Genomic DNA, 23,628 nt, shown 5'->3' on the forward strand with positions numbered 1-23,628 from the left:
CGCCTGTCGACTGGAGTAATCGGTCAAGCGCGGCAGGGGCAGTGTCCCGCTGTTCAGGGTTGTGCCATCGCCGTGACGATGCGCGCGCGAGAGATCTCGGCAATGCGTCGGCGCCCTTCCACGTCCTGCAGCCGGATCGGCTCCAGGAAATGCACCTCGGCCACCCGCCCCGGCTCGCCGAGCAGGCGCAGGAAGTTGGCGAAGAAACTCTCGTGCGGGCCGAACGCGACGATCTGCTGCGCCGAGCCGGTGGCGCCGTAGCGCAGCGCCACCGGCTGCACCGCCACCTCGGCCTCGACCGCGGCCTGGAAGATGCGCGCGTGGAACGGTCCCACGTCCTGGCCGCTGCGGGTGCGCCCTTCCGGGAACACGCCGACCGAGCAGCCGGAGCGCAGCCGCTCCAGCATCGCCTGCAGCACCCCGCCCAGCGACTCGGTGCTGCCGCGCTGGTGGAAGATGGTCTGCCCGCGCGCGGCCAGCCAGCCGACCAGCGGCCAGCCGGCGATCTCGCGCTTGGCGACGAAGCCCATCATGCGCTGGCTGTGCAGCATCACGATGTCGATCCAACTGACATGGTTGGCGACGAACAGCACCGGGTTGGGCAGGGGCGCGCCGATGCGGCGCACGCGCAGGCCGAAGATGCGCAGCAGCCAGGTCGACCACCAGCAGACCATGCGGTCGCCGAAGGATTCGGTGCCGGCGCGGCCGGGCGACAGCGCCATGCACACCAGCAGGAACGGCAGCGACAACAGCACGTGCAACGCCAGCAGCGGCACGCGGTAGCCGTAACGAACCCAGCGCAGCGCCCCACCGTATTGGCGCATGGCGGGTGGGGAGAACTCGCTCATCTGAACAAGGGTACCGGAAGCGGGGGCCTAGCGGAGAATTGTGTCACCCCGAAGACGCGGCTGGCGCCGCCGCGGCCGCGCGTGCCGAGGCAGAGTTCAGCCCGGGCGCCGGGTTCAGCCGCGGTCGACTACCGCCAGGGTCAGCCGCGACACGCATACCGGCTTGCCGGCCGCGTCCTCGATGTGGATCTCCCACACCTGCGTGGTCCGGCCCACGTGCAGCGGCCGCGCGGTGCCGGTGACCGTGCCGCTGCGCGCGGCGCGCAGGTGGTTGGCGTTGATTTCCAGGCCCACGCAGATCCGCCCCGGCCCCACGCACAGGTTGCCGGCGGTGCTGCCCAGGGTCTCGGCCAGCACCACCGAGGCACCACCGTGCAGCAGCCCGTACGGCTGCCGCGTGCGCGCGTCCACCGGCATCGTCGCCCGCAGCCAGTCCGGCCCGGCCTCGGTGAAGACGATGCCCAGGTGCGCGATCAGGGTGTCGCGGCAATCGGCGTTGAGGACAGCGAGATCGGCAGGTTCGCGAAAGGGCATTTGGGGGCCGGGATTGGGGATTCGGGATTCGGGATTGGCAAGAGCGCATGCCAGGCACGGACATTATCGCGCCTGCACAGGCATCAGGTCGCAGGGAATCCGTTTTTACGAATCCCGAATCCCCAATCCCACGAATCCCCGCCCCTCAGAGAATCGGCACCAAGCCCGAGCCGAACGCGGTCAACATCCGCACCAGCAGCCACTTCGGGCCGACGTTGACCTCGGGGAAGTCGCCGACGGCGCTGTAGCAGCGGTGGAAACCGGGGTCGCGCCGGGTCAGCGGCGCCGGGCAGTCGGGGCCGGGCTGGAACTCGTAGTCGGTGGCGTAGCGCCAGGGCCAGAAATCCAGCACCGGCAGCGCCTCGGAGACCTTGCCCATGCTGTAGTTCAGGCCCGACAGCACCGGCGGCTTGACCCGCGGCGCCACCACCCAGGAGTTCTCCGGCTCGATGTCGCGGCCGATGCTGGCCGCCAGCGCCTGCGCGAACGCCGGATCGTCGACGATCACCGCACCCTCGGTGTTGTAGGTCTCGCTGCGCGGGTCGAAGTTGTGGGTGCCGATCACGCCGACGCGGCGGTCCACCACCAGCGACTTGGCGTGCAGGCCCATGCGCGCGCCCTCGCGGGTCACCGGCAACGGCCGGTTGGCGATGCGCCGGCTCAGGTAGGACGGGCGGGTCTCGGTGCGCAGCACGCGGCGCGCGACCTCGCTGCCGTCGCCGCGGCCGCCGGACGGCCCGCCACTGCCGCTGCCGAGCAGCGAACTGCGCCCGGCGGCGCTGCCGCCCAGCAAGGTGTTGCGCCCGCTGCCGGGCTCGCCCTGGTTGTCGTCGCTGCCCGCCGCGGCCGGCACCTCGCCCTGCAGCGGCGCCGGCAGCAGGTTGGCGTAGTCCACCGGCGCATCCAGCGGGAACGGCTTGTATTCGTAGATGTCGAAGCCGAGCTCGCGCAGGTTGCGGCGCTTGTACTTGTAGGACAGCGCGTACACCACCGGGTTGTCGGTGGCCGCCAGGCTGTTGGTGGCCACCACCACGCGCGGCGGCGGGGTGCGCTTGCGCAGGTCGCGGAAGATCTCCTGCGCCGGGTCCGACAGCACCAGGTACGGCGTCTGCAGGATGATCTCCTCGCGCGCGTCGGCGATCAGCCGGTCGAGCTTGGGCGCGGTGGAGATGGCCTTGGGGCCGTGTTCGCGGCGGTGCTTCTGCGGCAGGTCGGCGACGTAGTCCACATGCTTGACCGGCAGCGCCGGCAGCACGAAGGCGTTCTCCACGAAGGCCGGATCGGCCGCCTCCTCGCTGACCCGCTGCACCCGCTCCGGGCGCAGGAACTGCGCCGGCGGCATCGCCGGCACGCCTTCGCGCAGCAGCAGCTTGCCGACGTCGTTGAGCCGCGCCACCGGCACGCTGCGCCGCGCCGCCCAGTAGGCGTCGAAGTTGGCGGCCATCGACCGCGCCACGGGACCGGCGACCAGCACGTCGCGGTCGCGGAAGTTGTACTCGGCGTCCCAGTCGAAATAGTCGTCCTGGTAGTTGCGCCCGCCGACCACGCCGATCGCATCGTCGATCACCAGCAGCTTGTTGTGCATGCGCTGGTTGAAGCGGCGGAAGCAGCACAGCACGCTGGCGGCGTAGTGGAAGTAGTTGGGCTTGGCCAGGCCGAAGGTGGGGTTGTAGATGCGCAGCGAGAAGTTCTCGTGCGCACCGGCCAGGGCGCCGAGGATCTGCAGGTCGGAGATCGCCGAGAGTTGGTCGATCAGTACCCGCACCTTGACCCCGCGCCGCGCCGCGGCCAGCAGCTCGTCCATCACCAGCCGTGCGCTGTCGTCCTTGTCGAAGATGTAGGTCTGCAGGTCGATGCTGCGGCTGGCGCTGCGGATCAGGTTGACCCGCGCCACCAGCGCTTCTTCGCCGTGGTCGAGGATGGTGGCGTAGTGCCGCGGCGCGCCGTCGCCGGACTGGGCGAAGGCCTTGCCGGCCAGCCCGCGCAGCGGCGAGGCCAGCGCGCAGTGGTCCCCGCGCGTGCAGTCGACCTGGCGGTCGCGCGCGGCCTCGGCGATCGCCACGGCGCGGCCGTGCTGCGCCTGCGACAGGCTCGCGCAGCCGCTGCCGAGCAGCAGCGCCACCACCACCAGCACCCGCATCCATCGTGATGTCACCGAGTGGACGCCTCGGTCAGGCGTGCGCGCAGCACGAAGGTGACCCGGTCGCTCAAGGCCAGATCCCACTTGTCCATTCCGTAACGTCCACGCAATACCGTACCGCGGCTGATGACGTCGCAATCATAGCCTGCGCGGGTGCATGCGGCCGGCATGACGGTCAGCGTCTCGGCGTGGCTGATCCCACGGATGCTCAGGATGCCGGGGATCGGCCCGCCCTTGCCCAGCACCTGCGGCGAGAACGGCTGCGAGTCGAAGGACACGGTGGGGTAGCGCGGCGCGTCGAAGAAATCCTCGCCGCGCATCCAGCCGGTGTAGCGCGGCTTGCCGGGGATTTCCACGTAGGCGGTGAACAGGCGCAGGTGCACCTGATGGCGGCCATCGGGCAGCACATGCACGGTGCCCTCGTAGCGCGGGAAGAAGCCTTCGATGCGCTGGCCGAAGCGGGTGCGGATCTCGAACCCGAAGCGCGACTGCGCCGGGTCCAGCGCGTACTCGCCGGGTGCCAGCAAGGCCGGCGTGACCTGCGCACAGGCGGCGGCGCACCACAGACACAACGGCAGCAGCGCGGCGCACAGCGCCGGCCGCAGGGACCTGCGCAGCGCGCTCAGGGCCACCAGAACGCGGTCAAGCGCGCCACGCCCGGCTCGATCGCCGCGTCGTGCGGGACCCCGAGCACGGCGACGCTGGCGGTGGGCATGCCGCGGTAGTCGCCGGACTGGCCGCTGTGCATCAGTGCCGCCAGCCGCTCCAGGCCCGGGTTGTGGCCGACCAGCAACAGCCGCTCGACGTCGCGGTGGCCGTCCAGCAGATCGGCCAGGGTGCCCGAAGTGGCCTCGTAGATGCGCGGCTCCAGGCGTTGCTCGACGTAGCCGGTCAGCTCCAGCACCGCCTCCAGGGTCTCGCGCGCGCGCCGCGCCGGCGAACACAGCACCCGGTCCGGCACCAGCCGCTGCTCCAGCAGCCAGCGCCCGGCGGCTTCGGCCTCGGCCAGGCCGTGCGGCGACAGCGGCCGGTCGAAATCGGCCTGGCCGGTGTCGGCCGGTTCGGCGTGGGCATGGCGCAGCAGGATCACTTCTCGCAAAACGATGGTCATCGGTCAGGCCTTCTTGAGCCACTTGAGCAACGGTTCCCAGTCCTGCTGGTGGTCGCGGACCTGGACGGAGTGGTAATCGAACAGGCTGCGGCCCAGCCCCACCAGCACCACGTAGGCCTGGCTGTCGCGCAGTTGCGCCACCACCGGGTACGGCCATTCGCCGAGCATCTGCAGCGCCTGCTGGGTGGCGTTGGTCCAGGGCTTGCTGCGGTTGAGCACCAGCCCGACCGGCAGCTTGCGCTGGTGCACCCGCGGCACCTTGGCCAGGGTGTTGAGGAAGCCGACGGTGGCCTCGATGTCCAGCGCCGACGGCATCACCGGCACCACCACTGCGTCGGCCTCGTCGAGGAAGTGGCCCAGATCCTCGGCCATGGCGCCGGCGGCGGCATCGACGATCACCCGCTGCGCGTCGTCGGGCAGCGCCGCGCGCCAGCTGCGCTTGCGGCTGGCGTCGATCGGCAGCACCGCGCTGTCCAGGCCGGCGCGGCGTTCGGCCCAGCGGGTCGAGGAGCCCTGCGGATCGGCATCGGCCAGCACCGTGCGCTTGCCGGCCAGCGCGTAGGACGCCGCCAGGTGCGTGGCGACCGTGGTCTTGCCCACGCCGCCCTTGGAGCCGGCCACCAGGATCGTCTTCATGCACGCCTCGCTTCCGGGGGAAGAAGCCGGAGCGTACACCGGCCCTACGTCAGCCGGTAGTCAACATGCAGCATGCCGGCCGGCAGCACGCCGGCCGCCGCCGGGCTTGCTATCGTGGCGGCCCCCTTCGGCTTCCGATGCCATGAGCGAACTGCAGGACCTGGTCGCGCTGATCCGCGCCAACACGCCCCTGATCGTGATCGAGACGCAGGAGGAGGCGCGCATCGTCGATCTGTTCCGGCAGGCCTTGATGCAGGTCTGGCGCGCCCTGCACCGCTGGTCGATCACCGAGGGCCTGCGCCGCATCGATCTGGACCGCGAGGATCCGCCGAGCGGGCCGCCGGACGCCAGCGCGGTGCTGCAGGCGATCAAGCAGGCCGATCAGCGCGGCATCTACCTGCTGCTCGACGTCACCCCGTACCTGGGCTATGCCAGCCACCAGCGCCTGCTGCGCGACATCGTCGAGCGCCGCCATTGCCAGCCGCACGTGCTGGTGCTGATCGGCACGCGGATCGAACTGCCGCCCGAACTCGAGGCGCTGGCCACCCGCTTCAATCCACGCCTGCCCGATGCCAACGCGCTGCTGAAGATGGTGCAGGAGGAAGCGCTGGGCTATGCGCGCGAATTCGGCGGACGCCGGGTGGAGGTCGACGGCGAGGCGGTCAAGCAGATCCTGCGCAACCTGCGCGGGCTCAGCCTGATCGACGCGCGGCGCATCGCCCGGCAACTGATCTACGCCGATGGCGCGCTCACCGCATCCGACCTGCCGCAACTGGCCAAGCTCAAGTTCGAACTGCTCAACCGCAGTGGCCACCTGCAGTACGACAACGACGCCACGCGCTTCGAGGACGTGGCCGGCGCGCGCCGGCTCAAGCAATGGATCGCGCAGCGCCGCGCGGTGTTCGCCGGCACCGCGCCACCAGGATTGGACCCGCCCAAGGGCGTGCTGCTACTCGGCGTGCAGGGCTGCGGCAAGTCGATGCTGGCCAAGGCCACCGCGGCCGGGTTCGGCGTGCCGCTGCTCCGCCTGGACATGGGCGCGCTGTACGCCAAGTACCACGGCGAGACCGAGAAGAATCTGCGCGATGCCCTTGCCGCGGTCGAGCAACTGGCGCCGTGCGTGCTGTGGATGGACGAAATCGAGAAAGGCCTGGCCAGCGGCGGCGAGGACGGCGGCGTGTCGCGGCGCGTGCTCGGCACGCTGCTGACCTGGATGGCCGAACGCGGCAGCGCCGACGGCAGCGCCGCGGTGTTCATCGTCGCCACCGCCAACCAGGTGCACGAGCTGCCGGCGGAACTGCTGCGCAAGGGCCGCTTCGACGAGATCTTCTTCGTCGACCTGCCCGATCCGCAGGCGCGCGTGGAGCTGTTGCGCCTGCATCTGACCCGGCGGCAACTGCACGCGGACGCGTTCGCGCTGCCGGCCTTGGCTGCCGCGGCGGATGGGTTCTCCGGCGCCGAGATCGAGCAGGCGATCGTCTCCGGGCTGTATGCCGCGCATGCCGAACAGCGGCCGCTGGACACCGAGCTGCTGATGCAGGAGATCCGCAACACCCGACCGCTTTCGGTGTTGATGGCCGAGCAGGTGCAGGCGCTGCGCAGTTGGGCCAGTGGGCGGACGGTGCCGGCGGATTAGTGGCGGGCGGTTGGTGACACCGGGCGATGCCGCTATCGAGGCTGCGCCCGACCCTCACCCCAACCCCTCTCCCGGGGGAGAGGGGCTTCTAAATTCCTTCTCCCTCCGGGACCATGGCCCCCTTTTTGGGGGAAGGTGCCCCGAAGGGGCGGATGAGGGTACGGACACGCATGCAATGCCGATCGAGGCACCGCCCTCTTCAGCCTCGACACCTTGCGGCGAGACGTGCCATCGCCGCTACCGCAACGCCCCCAACAACCACGCCCAGGCCGGCAAGGTCACCAGCGACAGCAGAATTCCGTAGCCGACCAGGGCCGCGGCCAGGCGCGGCGCCAGGCGATGCGAGATCGCCAGCAACGCGGCGGTGATCATGGTCGGCATCGCCGATTCCAGCACGTTTGCCTGCAGCGCCTGCCCACTCAGGCCCAGCGCCCACGACAGTGGCCAGGCCAGGGCCGGCAACAGCAGCAGCTTCAACATCAGCCCGGCGGCCAGCGGCGCCAGTTCCTCGCGCGGCAAGCGCAACTGGATCGAGAATCCCACCGCCAGCATCACCAGCGGCAGCATCGCGTCGGCCAGGTGCTGCAGGCCGGAGGCGATCCAGGCCGGCGGCTGCGCCGGCATCAGCGTCAGCGCGAACGCCAGCGCCCACAGCGGCGGGAAACGTGCCATCCGCAACAGGGTCTGCCGCGGCGATGGCGGCGCCTCGCCGCTGTAGCGCGCCAGCACGTACAGGCCGAAGCTGGACAGCAACACGAAGGTGCCGAACTGGTCGTAGACCACCGCATACGGCAGGGCCGCCTCGCCGAGTAGCGCGCGCACCATCGGGTAGCCGATGAAGCTGGAATTGGCCAGCGCCACGCACAGCAGCAGCACCGCCTGCTGCTCGCGGCGCAGCCGCAACGGCCCGCGCAAGGCCAGCATCGCCAGCACGCTCACACCGGTCAGCAGCCACGGCGTCAGCATCAATCCGAGCAGTTCCCAATTGAACTGCAGGCGCGGCACGTAGATCAGCACCGAGGCGGGCAGGCACAGATACAGCACGACCCCGTTGAGCACCTCGGTGCTGTTGGCCGGCAGCACGCGCAGGCGCGCGAACAGCTTGCCGAGCGCCAGCATGGCCAGAATCAGGGCAAAGGCATCGAAGGCCATCGCGACAACGCAACTCGACGAGAATCGGCCCGCATCATCGCATGCGCTGCGTGGACGCGATGGAGACGCGGCCGCGTGCCGGCGCATGCACATCAAGATGGCGATCGCGCTCCGCCACGCGGCGGGCACGGCGGCCTACAAGCACCGCGTCGGCAGCGCTTGCATGGGCGACATCACCCGCGGCACGACGCATTGGGACGCACGCGTGCGTTGTGCGTCGAACGGCAGGAAACGCGACAGCGCCACCCGTGCGCGCCGTCGACGCACGCCTCGAGGTGCGTCCTGCCCTGCCTCGGATGGCGCGTTGCGCGCCGGTCAGGGCCAGGCCGGCGGCGCGGCCTTCCAGGCGGCCTGCACTTCGGCCAGGGTGGCGCGTTCGTCGTCGCGCCAGGTCGGCAGCAAGGCCGCGAAATCGGCCGTGGCGCCCCATTTGTCCGGCCAGGTGCGCGCCGCCGCGGCGTACCACTTCACCGCCTCGTCCTTGCGCTGCAAGCGCCACAACGCCAGCGCAAGGGTCGGCGGCAGCCAGTCCGGCGCGGCCGGGCGGCCGTTGACCAGCGCGCCCCACTGCGCCAGCGCGCGCGCCGGGTCGCCGGCACGCAGCAGGTCCCAGCCATAGTTCCACTGCACTTGGCGCCGCTGCACGCCGGCGGGCAACCCGTGCAACGCGGCCTGGTACAGCTGTTCGCCCAGTTCCTGGCGGCCGCCGGCCATGGCGATGCCGGCCAGCTGCGCGCGCGCTTCGTTGGCGTTGGGATCGCGCTGCACGGCGCTGGCCAGGCGATCGACCAGGGCCTCGCCGCTGCCGGCGATGGCGGTGACCGGACGCGTGGTGCTGCGGTCTTCGTCGAAATAGAACTCTTTCGGTGCCGGCAATGCCTGCGCCCGCACGCTGGCCGCGGTGGCCAGCCCGATGCAGGCCAGCATCGCGGCCACTGCGTATGTGTATGCCTTCACTGCTGCAATCCCCTGGAGTGATCCCCTCACCCGGGTCCCATCCTACCCCGGCGGGGCCGACGTGGACGAGAACGAGCGCAAAAATCGCCGCTGATACAATCGGGACGATCGCGCGCGGCAGGCGCTGCGCGCCCGCCAGCCTTCCATTTCCGGGCAAGCCATGAACCGCATCGCCGATCCGCGTCCGTCGTCCTCCCTCGCCGCAGCGGCCGCTGGCGGCGTGGATACCGGCTATACGCTGGAAGACAAGTACACCCGTACCGACGGCCGCATCTACCTGTCCGGCGTGCAGGCGCTGGTGCGGCTGCCGCTGATGCAGCAACTGCGCGACCGCGCCGCCGGGCTGAACACCGGCGGCTTCGTCAGCGGCTACCGCGGCAGCCCGCTTGGCGGGTTCGACCTGGAATTGTGGCGCGCGCGCAAGCACCTGGACGCGGCCAACGTGGTGTTCAAGCCCGGCCTCAACGAGGACCTGGGTGCGACCATGGTCTGGGGCACGCAGCAGACCAACCTGTTCCCCGGCGCGCGCGTGGATGGCGTGTACGCCATGTGGTACGGCAAGGGCCCGGGCGTGGACCGCTGCGGCGACGTGTTCAAGCATGGCAACGCCGCCGGCACCTCGCGCCACGGCGGCGTGCTGGCGCTGGCCGCCGACGACCATGCCTGCCGCAGTTCGACCCTGCCGCACGGCTCGGAGGACGAGTTCGTCAGCGCGATGATGCCGGTGCTCAATCCGGCCGGGGTGCAGGACATCCTCGACATGGGCCTGCTCGGCTGGGCGATGAGCCGCTACACCGGGCGCTGGATCGGCTTCAAGACCATCGCCGAGACGGTGGAATCCTCGGCCTCGGTGCAGGTGGACCCGTTCGCCCGGCAGATCGTGCTGCCGGAGGATTTCGAGCTGCCGCCGGGCGGGCTCAACATCCGCTGGCCGGACCCGCCGCTGGACCAGGAAATGCGCCTGCATCGTTATGCGGTGCGCGCGGCGCAAGCCTTCGCCGGCGCCAACGGCATCGACCGCACGGTGATGGACGCGCCGCAGGCGCGGCTGGGCATCGTCACCACCGGCAAGAGCTACCTGGACGTGCTGCAGGCGCTGGAGTACCTGGGCCTGGATGCGGAGGCCTGCGCGCGCATCGGCATCCGCGTGTACAAGGTCGGCATGACCTGGCCGCTGGAGCCGCTGGGCATCGCCGCGTTCGCGCGCGGGCTGCAGGACATCGTGGTGGTGGAGGAGAAGAAGGCCTTCATCGAGCGGCAGATGAAGGAGCAGTTCTACAACTGGCCGGCCAGCGCCGGCCCGCGCCCGAGCATCGTCGGCAAGTACGACGAGGCCGGCGAATGGATCCTGCCATCCACCGGCGAACTGACCCCGGCCACCATCGCCGGGGTGATCGGCCGGCGCATCCTGCGCCTGCCGCAGTCCGCCGCGCTCGACACCGACTCGATCCAGCAGCGGCTGCGCTGGATGGAGGCCAAGGAAGCGGAAATGGCGCTGCCGCGCGCCAACTTCCCGCGCGTGCCGCACTACTGCTCTGGCTGCCCGCACAACACCTCCACCGTGGTGCCGGAGGGCTCGCGCGCGCTCGGCGGCATCGGCTGCCACTACATGGTGACGTGGATGGACCGCGCCACCGACACCTTCACCCACATGGGCGGCGAAGGCGTCACCTGGGCCGGGCAGGCGCCGTTCACCCACACCCCGCACGTGTTCCAGAACCTGGGCGACGGCACCTATTTCCACAGCGGCTCGCTGGCGATCCGCCAGTCGATCGCCGCCGGCGTCAACATCACCTACAAGATCCTCTACAACGACGCGGTGGCGATGACCGGCGGGCAACCGGTGGACGGCACCCTCAGCGTGCCCGACATCGCCCGGCAGATGCGCGCCGAGGGCGTGCACACCATCGCCCTGGTCAGCGACGACATCGGCAAGTGGACGCGGCGGCGCGAGCTGTTCCCCAGCGATGTGGACTTCCACGACCGCAGCGAGCTGGACGCGGTGCAGCGGCGGCTGCGCGAGGTGAAGGGCACCAGCGTGCTGATCTACGACCAGACCTGCGCCACCGAGAAGCGGCGCCGGCGCAAGCGCGGCAAGCTGCCCGATCCGCCCAAGCGCGTGTTGGTCAATTCGCTGGTCTGCGAAGGCTGCGGCGACTGCGGCGAGAAGAGCTTCTGCGTGTCGGTGCTGCCGAAGGAGACCGAATACGGGCGCAAGCGCCAGATCGACCAGTCCAGCTGCAACAAGGACTACTCCTGCGTGTCCGGGTTCTGCCCCAGCTTCGTCACCGTGCACGGCGGGCAGCCGCGCAAGGGCCGCAAGGCTGACGCTGCGGCTCTGCTGGAGCAACTGCCGGCGCCGAACTTCCGCAGCGACCTGCGCCAGCCCTGGAACATCCTCATCACCGGCGTCGGCGGCACCGGCGTGGTCACCATCGGCGCGCTGCTGGGCATGGCCGGGCACCTGGAGGGCAAGGGCGCCAGCGTGCTTGACCAGACCGGCCTGGCGCAGAAGGGCGGCGCGGTCACCACGCATATCCGCATCGCGCGGCAACCGGAAGACCTGCACGCGGTGCGCATCGCCGCCGGCGAGGCCGACCTGGTGCTGGGCTGCGACATGGTCGTGGTCAACGACTACTGGGCGCTGTCGAAGGTGCGCGGCGACCGCTCGCAGGTGGTGCTGAACACCTACGAGGCGATGCCCGGCACGTTCACCACGCATCCGGACATGCAGTTCCCGGCCGCCGACATCATTGCCGGCGTGCGCCTGGCGCTGGGCGGGCGCGATCCGCTGCTGCTCGACGCCACGCAACTGGCCACCGCGCTGCTCGGCGACGCCATCGCCAGCAACCTGTTCATGCTCGGCTACGCGTGGCAGCAGGGCCTGGTGCCGCTGTCGCACGCCGCACTGATGCGCGCGATCGAGCTCAATGGCGCGGCCGTGGCGATGAATCAGCAGGCCTTCGCCTGGGGCCGCCTGGCGGCGCTGGACCTGCCGGCGGTGCGGCGGGCGGCGGGTCTCGCCGATCCAGCTGCGGACGAGGGCGAACCCCAGGCGCTGGGCCTGCAGCAACTGCCGCCGGGCGAGTGGGAAGGCCACGAGGCCGGCGCCAGCGCCGCCCCGCGCAATCCGTCCAATCCGCGTCCGGCGCGCGAATTGCCGGCTGCCGCCGACAGCGGCGATGCCGGGCGCGCGCCGCTGGACGACAGCCGCCTGTCGCGCTCGCTGCACGAGTTGGTCGCGCGCCGCCACGCCTTCCTGGTCGACTATCAGGACGCCCCCTACGCCGCGCGCTACACCGCGCTGGTGGAGCGCGTGCGCGCCGCCGAGCAGCGCGTAGCCCCGGCCTCGACCGCGCTGACCGAAGCGGTGGCGCGCTACGCATTCAAGCTGATGGCCTACAAGGACGAGTACGAAGTCGCGCGGCTGTACACCAGCGGTGCGTTCGCGCAGCAGCTGCAGGCGCAGTTCGAGGGCGACTACCGCCTGCGCTTCCACCTGGCGCCGCCGCTGCTGGCGAAGAAGGACGAACACGGCCGGCTGCGCAAGCGCGAATACGGCCCGTGGATGTTCACCGCGTTCAAGTGGCTGGCCAAGCTGCGCCGGTTGCGCGGTGGCGCCTTCGACGTATTCGGCTATAGCGCCGAGCGCCGCGGCGAACGGCAGTTGATCGCCGACTACCTCGCCACCGTGGACGAACTGCTGCAGCGGCTGCAGGCCGACAACCTGGCACTGGCGGTGCAGATCGCCAGCATCCCGGAACACATCCGCGGCTACGGCCACGTCAAGGAAGCGCACCTGCACGAGGCCAAGCAACGCGAGGCGCGACTGCTGGCGACCTGGCGCAATCCGAAGGCGCTGCATATCGTGCAGGCGGCCTGAGCGGGAGACACGCCTGCCGCCGTGCAGCGGCGGCGCAGTGTCAGCATCGAAGGCGTCTGACCGAACGTGGCGCGGCTGGCGCCGCGCCTGCCGCCCTCCTGCGTTCCCTGGCGTCCGTGCATCTGCTGCAGGAGCGCGGCTGCAGCCGCGACCCGACTCCAGCAGCACGCAGGCACGCAGGCACGCAGGCACGCAGGCACGCAGGCACGCAGGACAGCAGCATCGCCCAGGGCGGCCAGCCTTGGGCATCATCCGCACGTTGCGTGGATCGCCAGCAATCCACGGCCGCATCAGCCTCGAAGGAACATCGCGTGAAGCGTTTGGTCAAACTCGCATGCCTGGCGCTGGTGGGCGCCATCCTGCTGTTCTATCTGCTGGCGGAGCACGCCGGCCCCTGGATCATGCCGCGGTTCATCACGATCCGTGTCGTGGCGGGACCCGATCGGCCACTCTCGGGCGCCAGGATCCGCGTCACGCAGGACGTCTGGTCGATTCCGTGCCTGAGCTACATGGGGATCTCGGGCGCGAGTTGCGCGTCGGGCAAGTGGACGGTCTTTCATGGCCGCCTGGATCGCAACGGCGAAGCGCGGGTGTTGGTCTTCCAGGCAGCCGGGCTGCGGGCGGATTCGTATATCGCCTGCATCGATGGGAACCAGTACGAAGGCTACTTCGCCTACAGCGAGTGGCCAGAGCAACAGGACGTGCAACGTCTCACTCTGGACTACAAGCGCCTGGAGCAGCAACGAACAGGTTGCATGAACGGCTATGGAGAAGATCCTCTGGCGGCCCCGGCATGGTGGGATGCGGCGTTGAAGGAAGACGCCGAGGCCGATACGCAGACGGATGCGCAGGAGGACGATCCGTTGCATTCGACGGCGCAACAACCTGCGGATAGTTCGCTGAAGTCGGACGGACTGTAGGGCCAGGCTGTAGGAGCGGCTTCAGCCGCGACCCGCCATGTCACCCGGTGGCGATGCAGCCTGTGCCAGCGCCGTCCCGCGCACCACTACCATGCAGATGGATCCCGGTCGATCGCGATGCCGTCGATGACGGAACGGTCTGCGCGTCGGGACTGAAGTCCCTCCCATATGGTTGCTTCCGCACACTCCGTATACGCCACAGCGGCCCTAGGCGAGCGGCCGCTGTGTCGTATCGAGACGTCACTTGGTCGAGTGCCGGTGGCAACTCGAGCAAAGGCACTCAACGGAACGAACGTCGAATCAGACCCGCGGATCGGGCGGGTTGCCGCGGCCGGGGCGGTCGTAGCGATCCGAATCGAAGGCTTCGCGCACGGCGGCCTTGGCCTGCGCCCAGCTCAGCCGCGAGCGATCCTTGGCGCGTTCCCAGCCGCTTTCCAGGTCCGTGTCCAGGCGGTCGTCCCAGACCCGGTCGCGGTAGCGGCTGCGCGCCTGCACGCCGTAGCGGTAGGCCGGGCGGTAGTCGTCGTAGCTGCTGTCGGTCTCGCGATAGTCGACGGTGTCGAAGCGATCGGCGTAATAGCGGTCGCTGTCCTCGTAGGTGCGGTAGGTAGCGTCGGCGCGCTCCCAGGAATCGCGCGCGGCCAGCCGCGCCTCGTCCCACTCCAGGCGCGAGTCGCCGCGGCGCGTGCCCCAGTCGTGCGACAGTTCGCGCTCGTGTTCGTCCCAGGTGCGCGAGGGATACTGCTCGCGCGCCTGCAGGCCCAGGCCGTAGGCCGCGGCGTAGTCGCGGTCGTAGTCGTAATCGGCCTTGGCGTAGTCGCGGTTGCGATATTCCTCGCGCCAGTAGGCGTCTTCGCCGGTGGGATCGATGCGTTCGGCCACGCCCTTGCCCGCGGCTGCGCCGGCGACCACGCCCACCGCCGCGCCGATCAAGGTGCCGAGCGGCCCGAACACGGTGCCGGCCAGTGCGCCTGCGGCCACGCCGCCGGCGGTACCGCCGATGCCGACCCCGACCGGATGCGAACCCGGGGTGCCGGAGATCGGGTCGCGATTGAGATCGCGGGCTTTGTCGTTGTTGTCCATGGGAACGCTCCGTGGCGAAGGAAGGAAGCACCCACCGCAGGCCCGTTCGGCGGCGGCGGGTGTCGACGCACAGTCGCAAGCGCGCGGTGAATCCGTCGTGGCACGGCAGTGAACCCGCGATGAGGGAGAGAGTGCGGCTTCGTCACCTGGACGCAACGCCTACGCGTCGCCCGCCATGCAGCGCAGGCATGCAACCGGCCAAGGCAGTGCTGCATCAAGTACGTCGGCGTATTCGGTACGACCGCGCACTCCGCGTCGCTGGCGCATGCACAGTCACGACATGGCTGACGCAGTCAGACTTGGCGCTCACGGCGCTCCGCCTGCGCGATCGCGCACCCGCACGACGCCAAGGCATCGCCGGGTGGCGCTCCTGCCTCAGCCGCGACGCCAGATCAGGCAGCGGTTGTTGGCCGGCATCGCCACGTCGTCCTGCAACGTCAGGCCCTGCGCCTGCGCCAGCGCGTCCACCGCCTCGGCATCGCGGATGCCGCTGGCCGGGTCGCGCGCCTTCAGCCACGCATCGAAGTCGCGATTGCTGTCGCTGGTGAAAGCGCCGCCGTAATTGAAGGGGCCGTACACGGCCAACACACCATCGCTGCTGTTCGCCAACAACGGGCCGACCCCGGCGAAGAACGCCTGCACCGCGTCCCAGCCCATGATGTGCAAGGTGTTGGAGGTGAACACCGCATCGTAGCCGGTGTGCGGCCACGGCCCCTCGCGCACGTCCAGCGCCAGCGCGGGCGGCGTATTCGGCAGCGCCGCCGCTTCCAGCCACTGCGCGATGCCGGGCAGGTGCTCGGCGCGCTCGCTGCATTGCCAACTCAAATGCGGCAGCGCCGCGGCGAAATGCACCGCGTGCTGGCCGGTGCCGCTGCCGATCTCCAGCACATGGCGGCGACCGGCGAAGTGCCGCTGCAGCACCTGCAGGATCGGATCGCGGTTGCGGTCGCAGGACGGGGCGTAGGGGCGATCGCTCATCGTGGCGTGCACCTGTGTGTGCCGTTGCGTGCCGCGACGGCACGCACCAGTGCGAATGGCAGCAGCTGACGGCTCATCCGCGCGAGCGCACGAAGATGCGCTTGCCGCCGCCCTCGTTGCCGCGCTCCTCCAGTTCGAAATGCGTCGACAGCCGGCGCAGCAGGTCGCTGAGCTTCTTGTGGCCGTACAGGCGCGGATCGAAATCCGGGCGCACCTTGTTCAGATAGCTGCCGACGCTGCCCAGCCCGGCCCAGCCCTGGTCGTCGGAGGCTTCCTCGATGGCCTGGCGCAGCAGGGTCAGCGGCGCCTGCTTGGTCTCGTTGGCGGCGGGCGTCGGCTCGGGTTTGGCCGGCGTCGCGGCCGGCTTCTTGCGGCCCTTGGCCGCCGGCTTGGCGGCCGCAGCGGCTGGCTTGGCCGGTTCGGCGGCGCTGGCCTCGCTGCGCAGCACTTCGGTGTAGATGAACTTGTCGCAGGCCTGCACGAACGCATCCGGGGTCTTGCGCTCGCCGAAGCCGTACACCGTCGGCCCCTCTTCGCGCAGGCGCTGCGCCAGGCGGGTGAAGTCGCTGTCGCTGGAAACCAGGCAGAAGCCGTCGAAGCGGCCGGTATAGAGCAGGTCCATCGCATCGATGATCAGCGAGCTGTCGGTGGCGTTCTTGCCGCTGGTGTAGGCGAACTGCTGCACCGGGCTGATCGAGTGCTTCAGTAGCGCCTGCTTCCACTGGGTCATGCGCGTGCTGGTGAAATCGCCGTAGATGCGCTTGACGCTGGCCAAGCCGTACTTGGCGACTTCGGCCAGCAGGCCTTCGATCACCGACGGCTGCGCGTTGTCGGCATCGATCAGCACCGCCAGCCGCGGCTGGTCGTCGTCGCTGTCGGAACGGTGGCGGCTTTTCATGGCGTGCACCTGCGGCAAGGAAAGAGCGGGAGAAGCGTGGAAGCGGTCACCACTGTGCCAGCGCGCGCTGCCCACAGCCAGCGCAATGCGGCGACCGCCATGGTTCATCGCCCTGCCGGCAGCGCCTCGTAGGCCTGGCGCACCGCCACTTCGCCGTAGCGGCGCTCCAGCCGACGCACGATGAAGTGGCCGCGCGCCATCGCCTGGAAGTGGGCGATGAACACCGTGTTGAGCAGCGCACCGCTGGCCGCGCCGACCAGCGGCACCGCCTGCGCCGCCAGCTTCTCGCTGACCGTCACCGAGAACTTGGCGGCGATGCGCGACAGCAGCGACACCAGCACCGGTGCGCCCTTGCTGCCCAAGCCATGCGCGGCGATGTACTGCGCGGCGGCGCTGAGCTGCTGCGCCATCGCCGCACGCACCGCGAAGTAGCCCGATTCGCTGCCATCGTCGCGCTGGCTGCGGCCGCCGTGCGCCAGCACCTCCAGGCAGGCCAGCGCGGTCGCCGGATCGTCCAGGCGCTCGCCTTCGGCGCGGGCGATGTCGGCGATGGAGCGCAGCATCAGCGTGGTGGTCAGCGGCAGTTCCACCACCAACCCGGGCAGGCCGAAGAAGCCGCCGGCGGCGCCGGTCGCCGCCACCGCGGCGCCATGCAGGCGCGGCCGTGCGCGTTCCGGCGCCTGCCCACGCAGGGTCAGCAACGCCGAGCGCAACGCCACCCGCAGCGCGCGCTGGCTGACCGCATCGATGCGAGAGGACAGCATCTTCGGCAGGCGCTTGCTGATCAGCGCCTCGATCGGCGCGCCCACCGCATTGGCGATCTTCGCCGCCAGGCCGGGGTGTTCCAGCAGGGCGCGCGCCTGGGCCAGGTCGCGGTGGTCGGCGGCATCCATCACGGGGACGGGCAGTAGCGTGGTCATGGCCGAAGCTCGTGGCGAGGGAGGCGACAGCATGCACCGGGCGGCAGCGACATGGTGTCGAGAGCCGATGACCGGTGCGGGACGTTCAGCGGTCGGCGTGCCCGTGCGCCCAGGGCCTGCCCTAGATCCGCTCCAGCGCGCGCTGGTGGGTGCGCGGCCCGAACCGGCCCACCACCGCGGCGGCAATCAGCAGGCTGGCGGCGATGAAGCCGAGCACGCCGCGATGGCCGGTGCGGTCCAGCAGCATGCCGATCAGCAGGCTGCTGGCGGCGGTGGACAGGCGGCTGAAGGAATAGCAGAAGCCCACCGCGCGTGCGCGCAGCGCAGTGGGGAACAGTTCGGCCTGGTAACCGTGGTAGGCGAAGCTCATCCAGGCATTGCAGAAGGTGACCGCCGCGCCGCAGGCGATCAGCAGCAGCGGCTGGTGCTGCCAGGCGAACAGCAGGCCGAACAGCATCGCGCCCAGCGCCGACACCACCACCTGCCACTTGTTCTCCCAGCGCTGCGCCACGCCCATCAGCAGCAGCGGCGCCACGGGATACGCCAGCGAGATGGCGAAGGCGTAGCCGAGCCCGTGCACGCTGTCGGCGCCTTGCCGCGCCAGCAGTGCCGGCAGCCAGTTGCCGAAACCGAAGAAGCCGATCGCCTGGAAGATGTGGAAGGTCACCAGCATCGCCATGCGGCGCCGGTACGGGGGCTGCCATAGCGCGGAAACGCGCGGCGGCGGCGCAAGGGAGACAGGGAGCGGCTCCGGCGCCGGCAACGGCCGTCCCAGGTCGGCGGCACAGCGCGCCTCCAGCCGCTGCAGCACTGCGTCGGCCTCGGCATGCCGGCCCTGCGTCGCCAGCCAGCGCGGCGATTCCGGCAGGCGACTGCGCAGCCACCACACCGCCAGCGCGAAACCGCCGCTGAGCAGCGCCACCCAACGCCAGCCGCTCAGGCCAAGCGGCGCGTGCGGCACCAGCGCCCAGGCGCTCAGCGCCACCGCCGGCACCGCCAGGAACTGCACGCAGAACGCCAGCGCGAACGCGGCGCCACGCATCTGCCGCGGCACCATTTCCGACAGGTAGGTGTCGATGGTGACCAGTTCCACGCCCAGGCCGATGCCGACCACGCCGCGCCACAGGATCACCCCCAGCGCGCTGTGCTGCAGGCCCATCGCCACGGTCGCCACGCTGTACCAGAGCAACGCGAAGGAGAACACCGCGCGGCGTCCGACACGATCGACCAGCGGGCTCAGCAGGCTCGCGCCGAGAAACAGGCCCATGAAGGTCGCCGAGGCGAACGCGGCCTGGTCGGCGATGCCGAACACGCCTGCCGCGCCCTCGGCGAAGATGCCATCGCGCAGCAGGCCAGGGCTGAGGTAGGCGGTCTGGAACAGGTCGTACAGTTCGAAGAAGCCCCCCAGCGCCAGCAGCGCGACCAGGCGCCACAGGGTGCGGGTGGGCGGCAGGCGCTCCAGGCGCGCCGCGACCAGGGCGACGGGATCAGAAGCGGCTAAAGCGGCATCGCGCATGCGGGTGGGTCCTGGGGGGAGGAAACGCGCCGCCGCATGCTGCCCGATCCGCCGCCGCGCGCGCCACCGCGTCGAGCCAGAACTGCCGACCGCGCCGCATCGGCGTTCAGCCGGATGTCGGCTTCGGTGCGGCCAGCCGCTGCGGACGCCGATCGCGCATCAGCGCAGGAACAGGATGTCCAGGTCGCGGTCGGGCACGAAATCGCGCTGGCGGAACTCGAAGGTCAGCGCGTCGGTACGCTGCAGGTCGCCGTCGAAGCACAGGCTGAGCAGGTCGCCGGGGGCGCGTTTCTTCAGGGTCAGGTGGAAGTCCTGGATCGGCCCTTTCCAGTTGGCGCCGGTGCGCAGCACGTAGCGCAGGTTGCTCCACTGCAGGCCGTTGGCGCCGGCGCGGCGACGCAGGCGCTGTTGGGTGGCGGCGTCCAGGCAGGTGGGCTTGGCGTACTCGCCGATCAGGTCGCTGGCCGGCATCGGCACGCCGGTGGCGACGCTGGGCGCGTAGCTGTGGCGGATCGCCACCGTGCCGCCGGCGGGGAAGCGCTGCTGCCAGACGAAGTATTCGTTGAGGGTGAAGCGCGGCTGCCCGTTCGCATCGAACCAGCGCGCGGGCAGCGGCTTGCGCCCGGCCGGGACGGTGCTGCTCTCGACGTACTCGGCCAGGTCGTCCGGCGTCCAGCCGCTGGTCGCCCAGGCGCGCGAGACGTCGGCACCGTCCAGCTTGGCCACCAGCCGGCGCTCGGTGCGCACCGGCTTGCCATCCACCCACAGCTTGAAGTCGGTGAGCGCGCTGTGGTCGGCCATGCCGAAGTACATCGGCGGCATCGGGAAGGCGATCGGCACCAGCAGCTCGCGCGGGCTGGTGTTGGTGAACACGTAGTCCACCTGCACCCGGTCCTCGCTGATGAACAAGTCTTCCTTGCTCATGCGGATGTCCGGCTGGCGGATCAGTTCGATGGAGCCATTGGCGTCGCCGATGCTGCTGTCGTTGGCGTAGGCGGACGCGGCGGCGAGCAGCAAGCACGTCAGCAGGGAGGGCAGCAGGCGGGGCGGCGAGAGCTTGGCGGTCATGGAATCGGGGGTCGGTCGGATGGGCGCCGCGACCGCAGCGCGGCGCCGGCGAACGGGCGCCATGGTAACCGCGGCGCATCACGCGGCGCATCGCGCCCCGCCACCACGTTTGCTACGGTAGCCGGCGCCGTCACGGGGGGAAGGCCATCGCCATGTTCAAAGCACTCGCAACGCTGGCGCTGCTGGCGTCCGCCGGGCTGGCCGCGGCGCAGGCGCCGGGCACGCGCAGCTACGCCAATCCGATCGACCTGGACTACCGCTACAACTTCGAGCAGTTGAACGAAGGCATTTCCTACCGCACCGGCGCCGATCCGGTGTTCGTGCGCTTCGGCGACGCTTACTACCTGTTCCAGACCCTGGCCGACGGCTACTGGCGCTCCCCCAACCTGCTCGACTGGCAGTTCGTCACGCCCAGCCGCTGGCCGTTCGAGAGCATCGTCGCGCCGGCGGTGGTCGCCGACGGCGACCGCCTGGTGATCATGCAATCGGCCTTCGAACCGCGCCCGCTGCTGCAGACCCGCGACCCGGCCAGCGGCCAGCTCGACTTCCTGACCCGGCTGCTGCCCAAGCTGCCACGCGCCCAGCCGATCGGCACCGAGATGAAGGGCCGGCCGCTGAGCGACGTGCCGCCCGGCCCCTGGGATCCGGACCTGTTCATCGACGACGACGGCCAGTGGTACCTGTACTGGGGCTCGTCGGACCGCTACCCGCTGTACGGCATCGCCATGGACCGCAGTGCGCAAGGCGTCGCCTTCCGCGGCGTGCCGACGCCGCTGCTCGCGCTGGAGCCGGCGCAGCACGGCTGGGAGCGCTTCGGCCCCGATCACCGCGGCGCCCGCTTCCCGGACGGCAGCCCGATCGGCAGCTTCCTGGAAGGCGCATGGATGACCAAGACCGGGGGCCGCTACTACCTGCAATACGGCGCGCCGGGCAGCGAGTACAACGCCTACGCCAACGGCGTGTACGTCGGCGAGCACCCGCTCGGCCCGTTCGTCTATGCGCCCTACAACCCGGTGGCGTACAAGCCCGGCGGTTTCATGCAGGGCGCCGGCCACGGCTCCACCTTCCAGGATGCGCACGGGAACTGGTGGAACAGCGGCACCGCCTGGATCGGCGCCAACTGGACCTTCGAGCGGCGCATCGTGCTGTTCCCGGCCGCGTTCGCCGCCGATGGGCAGATGCGCGTGTCCACCCGCTTCGGCGATTTCCCGCACTGGATGCCGGACGGCCCGGTGGCCGACCCGGAGGCGCTGTTCACGGGTTGGATGCTGTTGTCCTATCGCAAGCCGGCCACCGCCTCGTCCACCCTGGACGGCTTCGCCGCCGACCGCGCCACCGACGAGGACCCGCGCAGCTACTGGGTGGCCGCACGCAACGCGCCCGGCGAGACCCTCACCGTCGACCTGGGCGGGGAACGCAACGTGCGCGCCGTACAGGTCAACTTCGCCGACTACCGTGCCGGCCGCTACGGCGATGCGCCGGACATCTACACCGCGTTCCGGCTGCAGCACTCGCGCGACGGCCGCCACTGGCTGCCGCTGGCCGAGGTCGGCGACGGCGCCGACCGCCGCGACCGGCCCAACGCCTACCTGCAACTGCCCGCATCGGTGCGCACCCGCTACATCCGCTACGTGCACGGCCACGTCGGCGCCGCGCACCTGGCGATCAGCGACCTGCGCGTGTTCGGCAACGCCGACGGTGCCCCGCCACCGGCGCCCACCGGCGTCGTCGCGCGCCGCGAGGCCGACCGCCGCAATGCCCGCGTGCACTGGCAGGCGGTACCCGGCGCCGTCGGCTACAACGTGCGCTGGGGCCTGCGCGCCGACCGCCTCACCCTCACCTACCAGGTGTTCGCCGACCGCGGCACCGACCTGGAACTCCGCGCGCTCAACGTCGACCAGGACTACGTTTTCGCGGTCGAAGCGTTCGACGAACGCGGTGTCTCCCCGCTGAGCGCACCCATCGCCGTGCCATGAAGCCATCACGGCCTTCCCGTATGCTTGGCGCCACCTCGACCGCGCACCGGCGATGCGGCGCGCGGCAGGATCGGTTGCCGATCGAAGGAGAAGGACGATGCACCAGCACCAGGGAACCCAGCGCCAGCGCCGGCTGCGCGCATGGCTGATCGCCGCGGTGGTCGCTGGCGTGTGCGGCAACGCCGCCGCGCAGCAGATGGACCCGCGCGACGCGCAGTTGCAACAACAGCAACGCCTGCTGCAGCAGCAGGCCGAGCAGATCCAGCAGATGCAGCAGCAACTGCAGCAGACGCCGCCGGCCGGCGCCGAAGCCGCTGCACCGAGCGATGGCCTGTCCGCCACCTACCACGACTGCCGCAAGCAGGCGCAGGGCCTGGACGAGAACCGCCGCTGCATCCAGCGCGAACAACGCGTGCAGCAGGAACGCCTGGACCGCGCCTACGACAAGCTGCGCTATCGCCTCAGCGGCATGGACCGCTCCCGGCTGATGGATGCGCAGTACACCTGGCAGCAGTCCAACGACCAGGCCGCACAGCTCGACCGCGCGTTCGGCGCCCGCGGCCAGGAGGCTGGCCTGCAAAGCGCCGAAGCCACCCTGCGCCGGATCAGCTCCCGTGCCGACGAACTGGAAGGCTATACGCGCGGCGGGCGTTGAGGGCAAAGCGACCTCCGCAACAGGGCATGCACTGCGCGGAGCGCAAAGCCGCTATTCGGATTCAAGAAAGAATCCGCGGAGGCACCTTCGACGGCAGCGTCGCAGAACTTGGCATCAACGACCTGCGATTCGAAGACGCCTGCAGCTAAGGCGGCCGAGCCGGCCAGCGCGCACGGGGCGCATCTCACTGCCCCGCCGCGCAACCCCCACCCTGTTCCGCGCACACCTTCATGGCGCGCTGCAGCTCGGCCTCGCTCAGCTGCGGGGGCGGTCGCGCGACGGCGGCCTGGACCTGGTCGGGACCGCCGGTCAGCGTGTGCAGGCCCTTGGCCGCCTTGCCGGCCAGGTAGTAGACGCCGAGCGCGATGTAGCCGCCGCTCTGGCTGACCTGTTCCACCGAGGGCGGCGGCCGCCAGTCCTTGTCGAAGCGGTTGGGCGGCGGGGTCACCGGATTCTTGAAGCGATACAGATCCAGCGGCTCGCCCTCGTCCGGGGGCAGCGCGCGCACTTCGCCCAGGGTCTGGATGTCGTCTTTGGCAGCGTCGGTGGCCGGCGGCATCGCGACGGACGGCGCGGGCGGCGCAGCGGCATCGGTCGCAGGCGCCGCCTGTTGCGCCTGCACCTGCGCGCACGCCGCCAGCAACGCGACAGCCAGCAACGCCCTCAGGCGCCGGCCGATCGGTTCCATTGTGCCCATGCTGTCCATGGCGCCCGAGC

General features: G+C 70.4%; 20 protein-coding genes. 5 read left to right on the forward strand and 15 right to left on the reverse strand.

Annotated elements, in window-relative coordinates; genetic code table 11:
• Positions 1-53 precede the first annotated feature (53 nt).
• The 6 genes from RAB71_RS20810 to RAB71_RS20835 all read right to left on the reverse strand — a co-directional run bounded on the left by RAB71_RS20810 (position 54) and on the right by RAB71_RS20835 (position 5,269).
• Positions 54-848: a 1-acyl-sn-glycerol-3-phosphate acyltransferase gene (locus RAB71_RS20810; protein WP_029561821.1), complete on the reverse strand. Its 795-nt coding sequence runs from the start codon at positions 846-848 to the stop codon at positions 54-56.
• Positions 849-962: 114 nt separating this feature from the next.
• On the reverse strand, positions 963-1,382 hold the full coding sequence (locus RAB71_RS20815) for a hotdog fold thioesterase (protein WP_010340929.1): 420 nt from the start codon (positions 1,380-1,382) through the stop codon (positions 963-965).
• A gap of 145 nt (positions 1,383-1,527) precedes the next feature.
• Positions 1,528-3,522: a phospholipase D family protein gene (locus RAB71_RS20820; RefSeq protein WP_010340930.1), complete on the reverse strand. Its 1,995-nt coding sequence runs from the start codon at positions 3,520-3,522 to the stop codon at positions 1,528-1,530.
• Positions 3,523-3,533: 11 nt separating this feature from the next.
• Entirely contained in the window at positions 3,534-4,088 is a 555-nt protein-coding gene (locus tag RAB71_RS20825) for a YceI family protein (protein WP_234006675.1), read from the reverse strand.
• 56 nt (positions 4,089-4,144) lie between these two features.
• Positions 4,145-4,621: a histidine phosphatase family protein gene (locus tag RAB71_RS20830; protein WP_010340932.1), complete on the reverse strand. Its 477-nt coding sequence runs from the start codon at positions 4,619-4,621 to the stop codon at positions 4,145-4,147.
• Between the two features lie 15 nt (positions 4,622-4,636).
• Positions 4,637-5,269, reverse strand: coding sequence for a ParA family protein (locus RAB71_RS20835; protein ID WP_010340933.1), 633 nt, complete (start codon positions 5,267-5,269; stop codon positions 4,637-4,639).
• A 142-nt stretch (positions 5,270-5,411) separates the two neighbouring features.
• Here RAB71_RS20835 and RAB71_RS20840 point away from each other — a divergent pair, with 142 nt between their 5' ends.
• On the forward strand, positions 5,412-6,905 hold the full coding sequence (locus RAB71_RS20840; protein WP_010340934.1) for an AAA family ATPase: 1,494 nt from the start codon (positions 5,412-5,414) through the stop codon (positions 6,903-6,905).
• 237 nt (positions 6,906-7,142) lie between these two features.
• Here the strand turns inward: RAB71_RS20840 and RAB71_RS20845 are convergent, their stop codons facing one another.
• Both RAB71_RS20845 and RAB71_RS20850 read right to left on the reverse strand, forming a co-directional pair.
• Positions 7,143-8,057 carry an AEC family transporter gene (locus tag RAB71_RS20845; protein WP_010340935.1) on the reverse strand — a complete coding sequence of 305 codons (915 nt, stop codon included), beginning with the start codon at positions 8,055-8,057 and terminating at the stop codon, positions 7,143-7,145.
• A 315-nt stretch (positions 8,058-8,372) separates the two neighbouring features.
• Entirely contained in the window at positions 8,373-8,984 is a 612-nt protein-coding gene (locus RAB71_RS20850) for a M48 family metallopeptidase (protein ID WP_010340936.1), read from the reverse strand.
• A 190-nt stretch (positions 8,985-9,174) separates the two neighbouring features.
• On the opposite strand from RAB71_RS20850, the gene RAB71_RS20855 reads away from it, so the two are divergent.
• Positions 9,175-12,897 (forward strand): indolepyruvate ferredoxin oxidoreductase family protein, encoded by a 3,723-nt coding sequence (locus RAB71_RS20855; RefSeq protein ID WP_010340938.1) that lies wholly within the window; start codon positions 9,175-9,177, stop codon positions 12,895-12,897.
• 311 nt (positions 12,898-13,208) lie between these two features.
• Positions 13,209-13,817, forward strand: a complete 609-nt coding sequence (locus RAB71_RS20860) for a hypothetical protein (protein ID WP_010340939.1) — start codon at positions 13,209-13,211, stop codon at positions 13,815-13,817.
• Positions 13,818-14,117: 300 nt separating this feature from the next.
• Here RAB71_RS20860 and RAB71_RS20865 read toward each other — a convergent pair whose 3' ends face one another.
• From RAB71_RS20865 to RAB71_RS20890, 6 genes are all read right to left on the reverse strand, one after another.
• A complete protein-coding gene (locus RAB71_RS20865) occupies positions 14,118-14,900 on the reverse strand; it encodes a hypothetical protein (protein WP_010340940.1) in 783 nt (260 codons plus the stop codon).
• A 375-nt stretch (positions 14,901-15,275) separates the two neighbouring features.
• A complete protein-coding gene (locus tag RAB71_RS20870) occupies positions 15,276-15,878 on the reverse strand; it encodes a DUF938 domain-containing protein (protein WP_010340941.1) in 603 nt (200 codons plus the stop codon).
• A gap of 73 nt (positions 15,879-15,951) precedes the next feature.
• Positions 15,952-16,776, reverse strand: a complete 825-nt coding sequence (locus tag RAB71_RS20875) for an NYN domain-containing protein (protein WP_010340942.1) — start codon at positions 16,774-16,776, stop codon at positions 15,952-15,954.
• A 104-nt stretch (positions 16,777-16,880) separates the two neighbouring features.
• Positions 16,881-17,696: an EcsC family protein gene (locus RAB71_RS20880; protein WP_175300576.1), complete on the reverse strand. Its 816-nt coding sequence runs from the start codon at positions 17,694-17,696 to the stop codon at positions 16,881-16,883.
• 121 nt (positions 17,697-17,817) lie between these two features.
• Positions 17,818-19,212 carry an MFS transporter gene (locus RAB71_RS20885; protein WP_010340944.1) on the reverse strand — a complete coding sequence of 465 codons (1,395 nt, stop codon included), beginning with the start codon at positions 19,210-19,212 and terminating at the stop codon, positions 17,818-17,820.
• A 159-nt stretch (positions 19,213-19,371) separates the two neighbouring features.
• Positions 19,372-20,280 carry a DUF4424 family protein gene (locus RAB71_RS20890; RefSeq protein ID WP_010340945.1) on the reverse strand — a complete coding sequence of 303 codons (909 nt, stop codon included), beginning with the start codon at positions 20,278-20,280 and terminating at the stop codon, positions 19,372-19,374.
• 152 nt (positions 20,281-20,432) lie between these two features.
• Between RAB71_RS20890 and RAB71_RS20895 the strand changes: the two genes are divergently transcribed.
• Positions 20,433-22,256, forward strand: a complete 1,824-nt coding sequence (locus RAB71_RS20895) for a family 43 glycosylhydrolase (protein ID WP_010340946.1) — start codon at positions 20,433-20,435, stop codon at positions 22,254-22,256.
• A gap of 97 nt (positions 22,257-22,353) precedes the next feature.
• Positions 22,354-22,911, forward strand: a complete 558-nt coding sequence (locus tag RAB71_RS20900; protein ID WP_010340947.1) for a lysozyme inhibitor LprI family protein — start codon at positions 22,354-22,356, stop codon at positions 22,909-22,911.
• A 184-nt stretch (positions 22,912-23,095) separates the two neighbouring features.
• Here RAB71_RS20900 and RAB71_RS20905 read toward each other — a convergent pair whose 3' ends face one another.
• On the reverse strand, positions 23,096-23,599 hold the full coding sequence (locus RAB71_RS20905; protein ID WP_010340948.1) for a hypothetical protein: 504 nt from the start codon (positions 23,597-23,599) through the stop codon (positions 23,096-23,098).
• Positions 23,600-23,628 lie beyond the last annotated feature (29 nt).

The sequence above is a fragment of the Xanthomonas sacchari genome (assembly GCF_040529065.1).
GTDB classification, from domain to species: Bacteria; Pseudomonadota; Gammaproteobacteria; order Xanthomonadales; family Xanthomonadaceae; genus Xanthomonas_A; species Xanthomonas_A sacchari.

Coding starts and splice junctions, on each gene's coding strand:
- RAB71_RS20835 (WP_010340933.1), bottom strand. CDS start 5,269: ATGAAGACGATCCTGGTGGCCGGCTCCAAGGGCGGCGTGGGCAAGACC.
- RAB71_RS20900 (WP_010340947.1), top strand. CDS start 22,354: ATGCACCAGCACCAGGGAACCCAGCGCCAGCGCCGGCTGCGCGCATGG.
- RAB71_RS20865 (WP_010340940.1), bottom strand. CDS start 14,900: ATGGACAACAACGACAAAGCCCGCGATCTCAATCGCGACCCGATCTCC.
- RAB71_RS20840 (WP_010340934.1), top strand. CDS start 5,412: ATGAGCGAACTGCAGGACCTGGTCGCGCTGATCCGCGCCAACACGCCC.
- RAB71_RS20855 (WP_010340938.1), top strand. CDS start 9,175: ATGAACCGCATCGCCGATCCGCGTCCGTCGTCCTCCCTCGCCGCAGCG.
- RAB71_RS20820 (WP_010340930.1), bottom strand. CDS start 3,522: ATGCGGGTGCTGGTGGTGGTGGCGCTGCTGCTCGGCAGCGGCTGCGCG.
- RAB71_RS20905 (WP_010340948.1), bottom strand. CDS start 23,599: ATGGAACCGATCGGCCGGCGCCTGAGGGCGTTGCTGGCTGTCGCGTTG.
- RAB71_RS20885 (WP_010340944.1), bottom strand. CDS start 19,212: ATGCGCGATGCCGCTTTAGCCGCTTCTGATCCCGTCGCCCTGGTCGCG.
- RAB71_RS20815 (WP_010340929.1), bottom strand. CDS start 1,382: ATGCCCTTTCGCGAACCTGCCGATCTCGCTGTCCTCAACGCCGATTGC.
- RAB71_RS20895 (WP_010340946.1), top strand. CDS start 20,433: ATGTTCAAAGCACTCGCAACGCTGGCGCTGCTGGCGTCCGCCGGGCTG.
- RAB71_RS20850 (WP_010340936.1), bottom strand. CDS start 8,984: ATGCTGGCCTGCATCGGGCTGGCCACCGCGGCCAGCGTGCGGGCGCAG.
- RAB71_RS20870 (WP_010340941.1), bottom strand. CDS start 15,878: ATGAGCGATCGCCCCTACGCCCCGTCCTGCGACCGCAACCGCGATCCG.
- RAB71_RS20845 (WP_010340935.1), bottom strand. CDS start 8,057: ATGGCCTTCGATGCCTTTGCCCTGATTCTGGCCATGCTGGCGCTCGGC.
- RAB71_RS20880 (WP_175300576.1), bottom strand. CDS start 17,696: ATGACCACGCTACTGCCCGTCCCCGTGATGGATGCCGCCGACCACCGC.
- RAB71_RS20810 (WP_029561821.1), bottom strand. CDS start 848: ATGAGCGAGTTCTCCCCACCCGCCATGCGCCAATACGGTGGGGCGCTG.
- RAB71_RS20875 (WP_010340942.1), bottom strand. CDS start 16,776: ATGAAAAGCCGCCACCGTTCCGACAGCGACGACGACCAGCCGCGGCTG.
- RAB71_RS20890 (WP_010340945.1), bottom strand. CDS start 20,280: ATGACCGCCAAGCTCTCGCCGCCCCGCCTGCTGCCCTCCCTGCTGACG.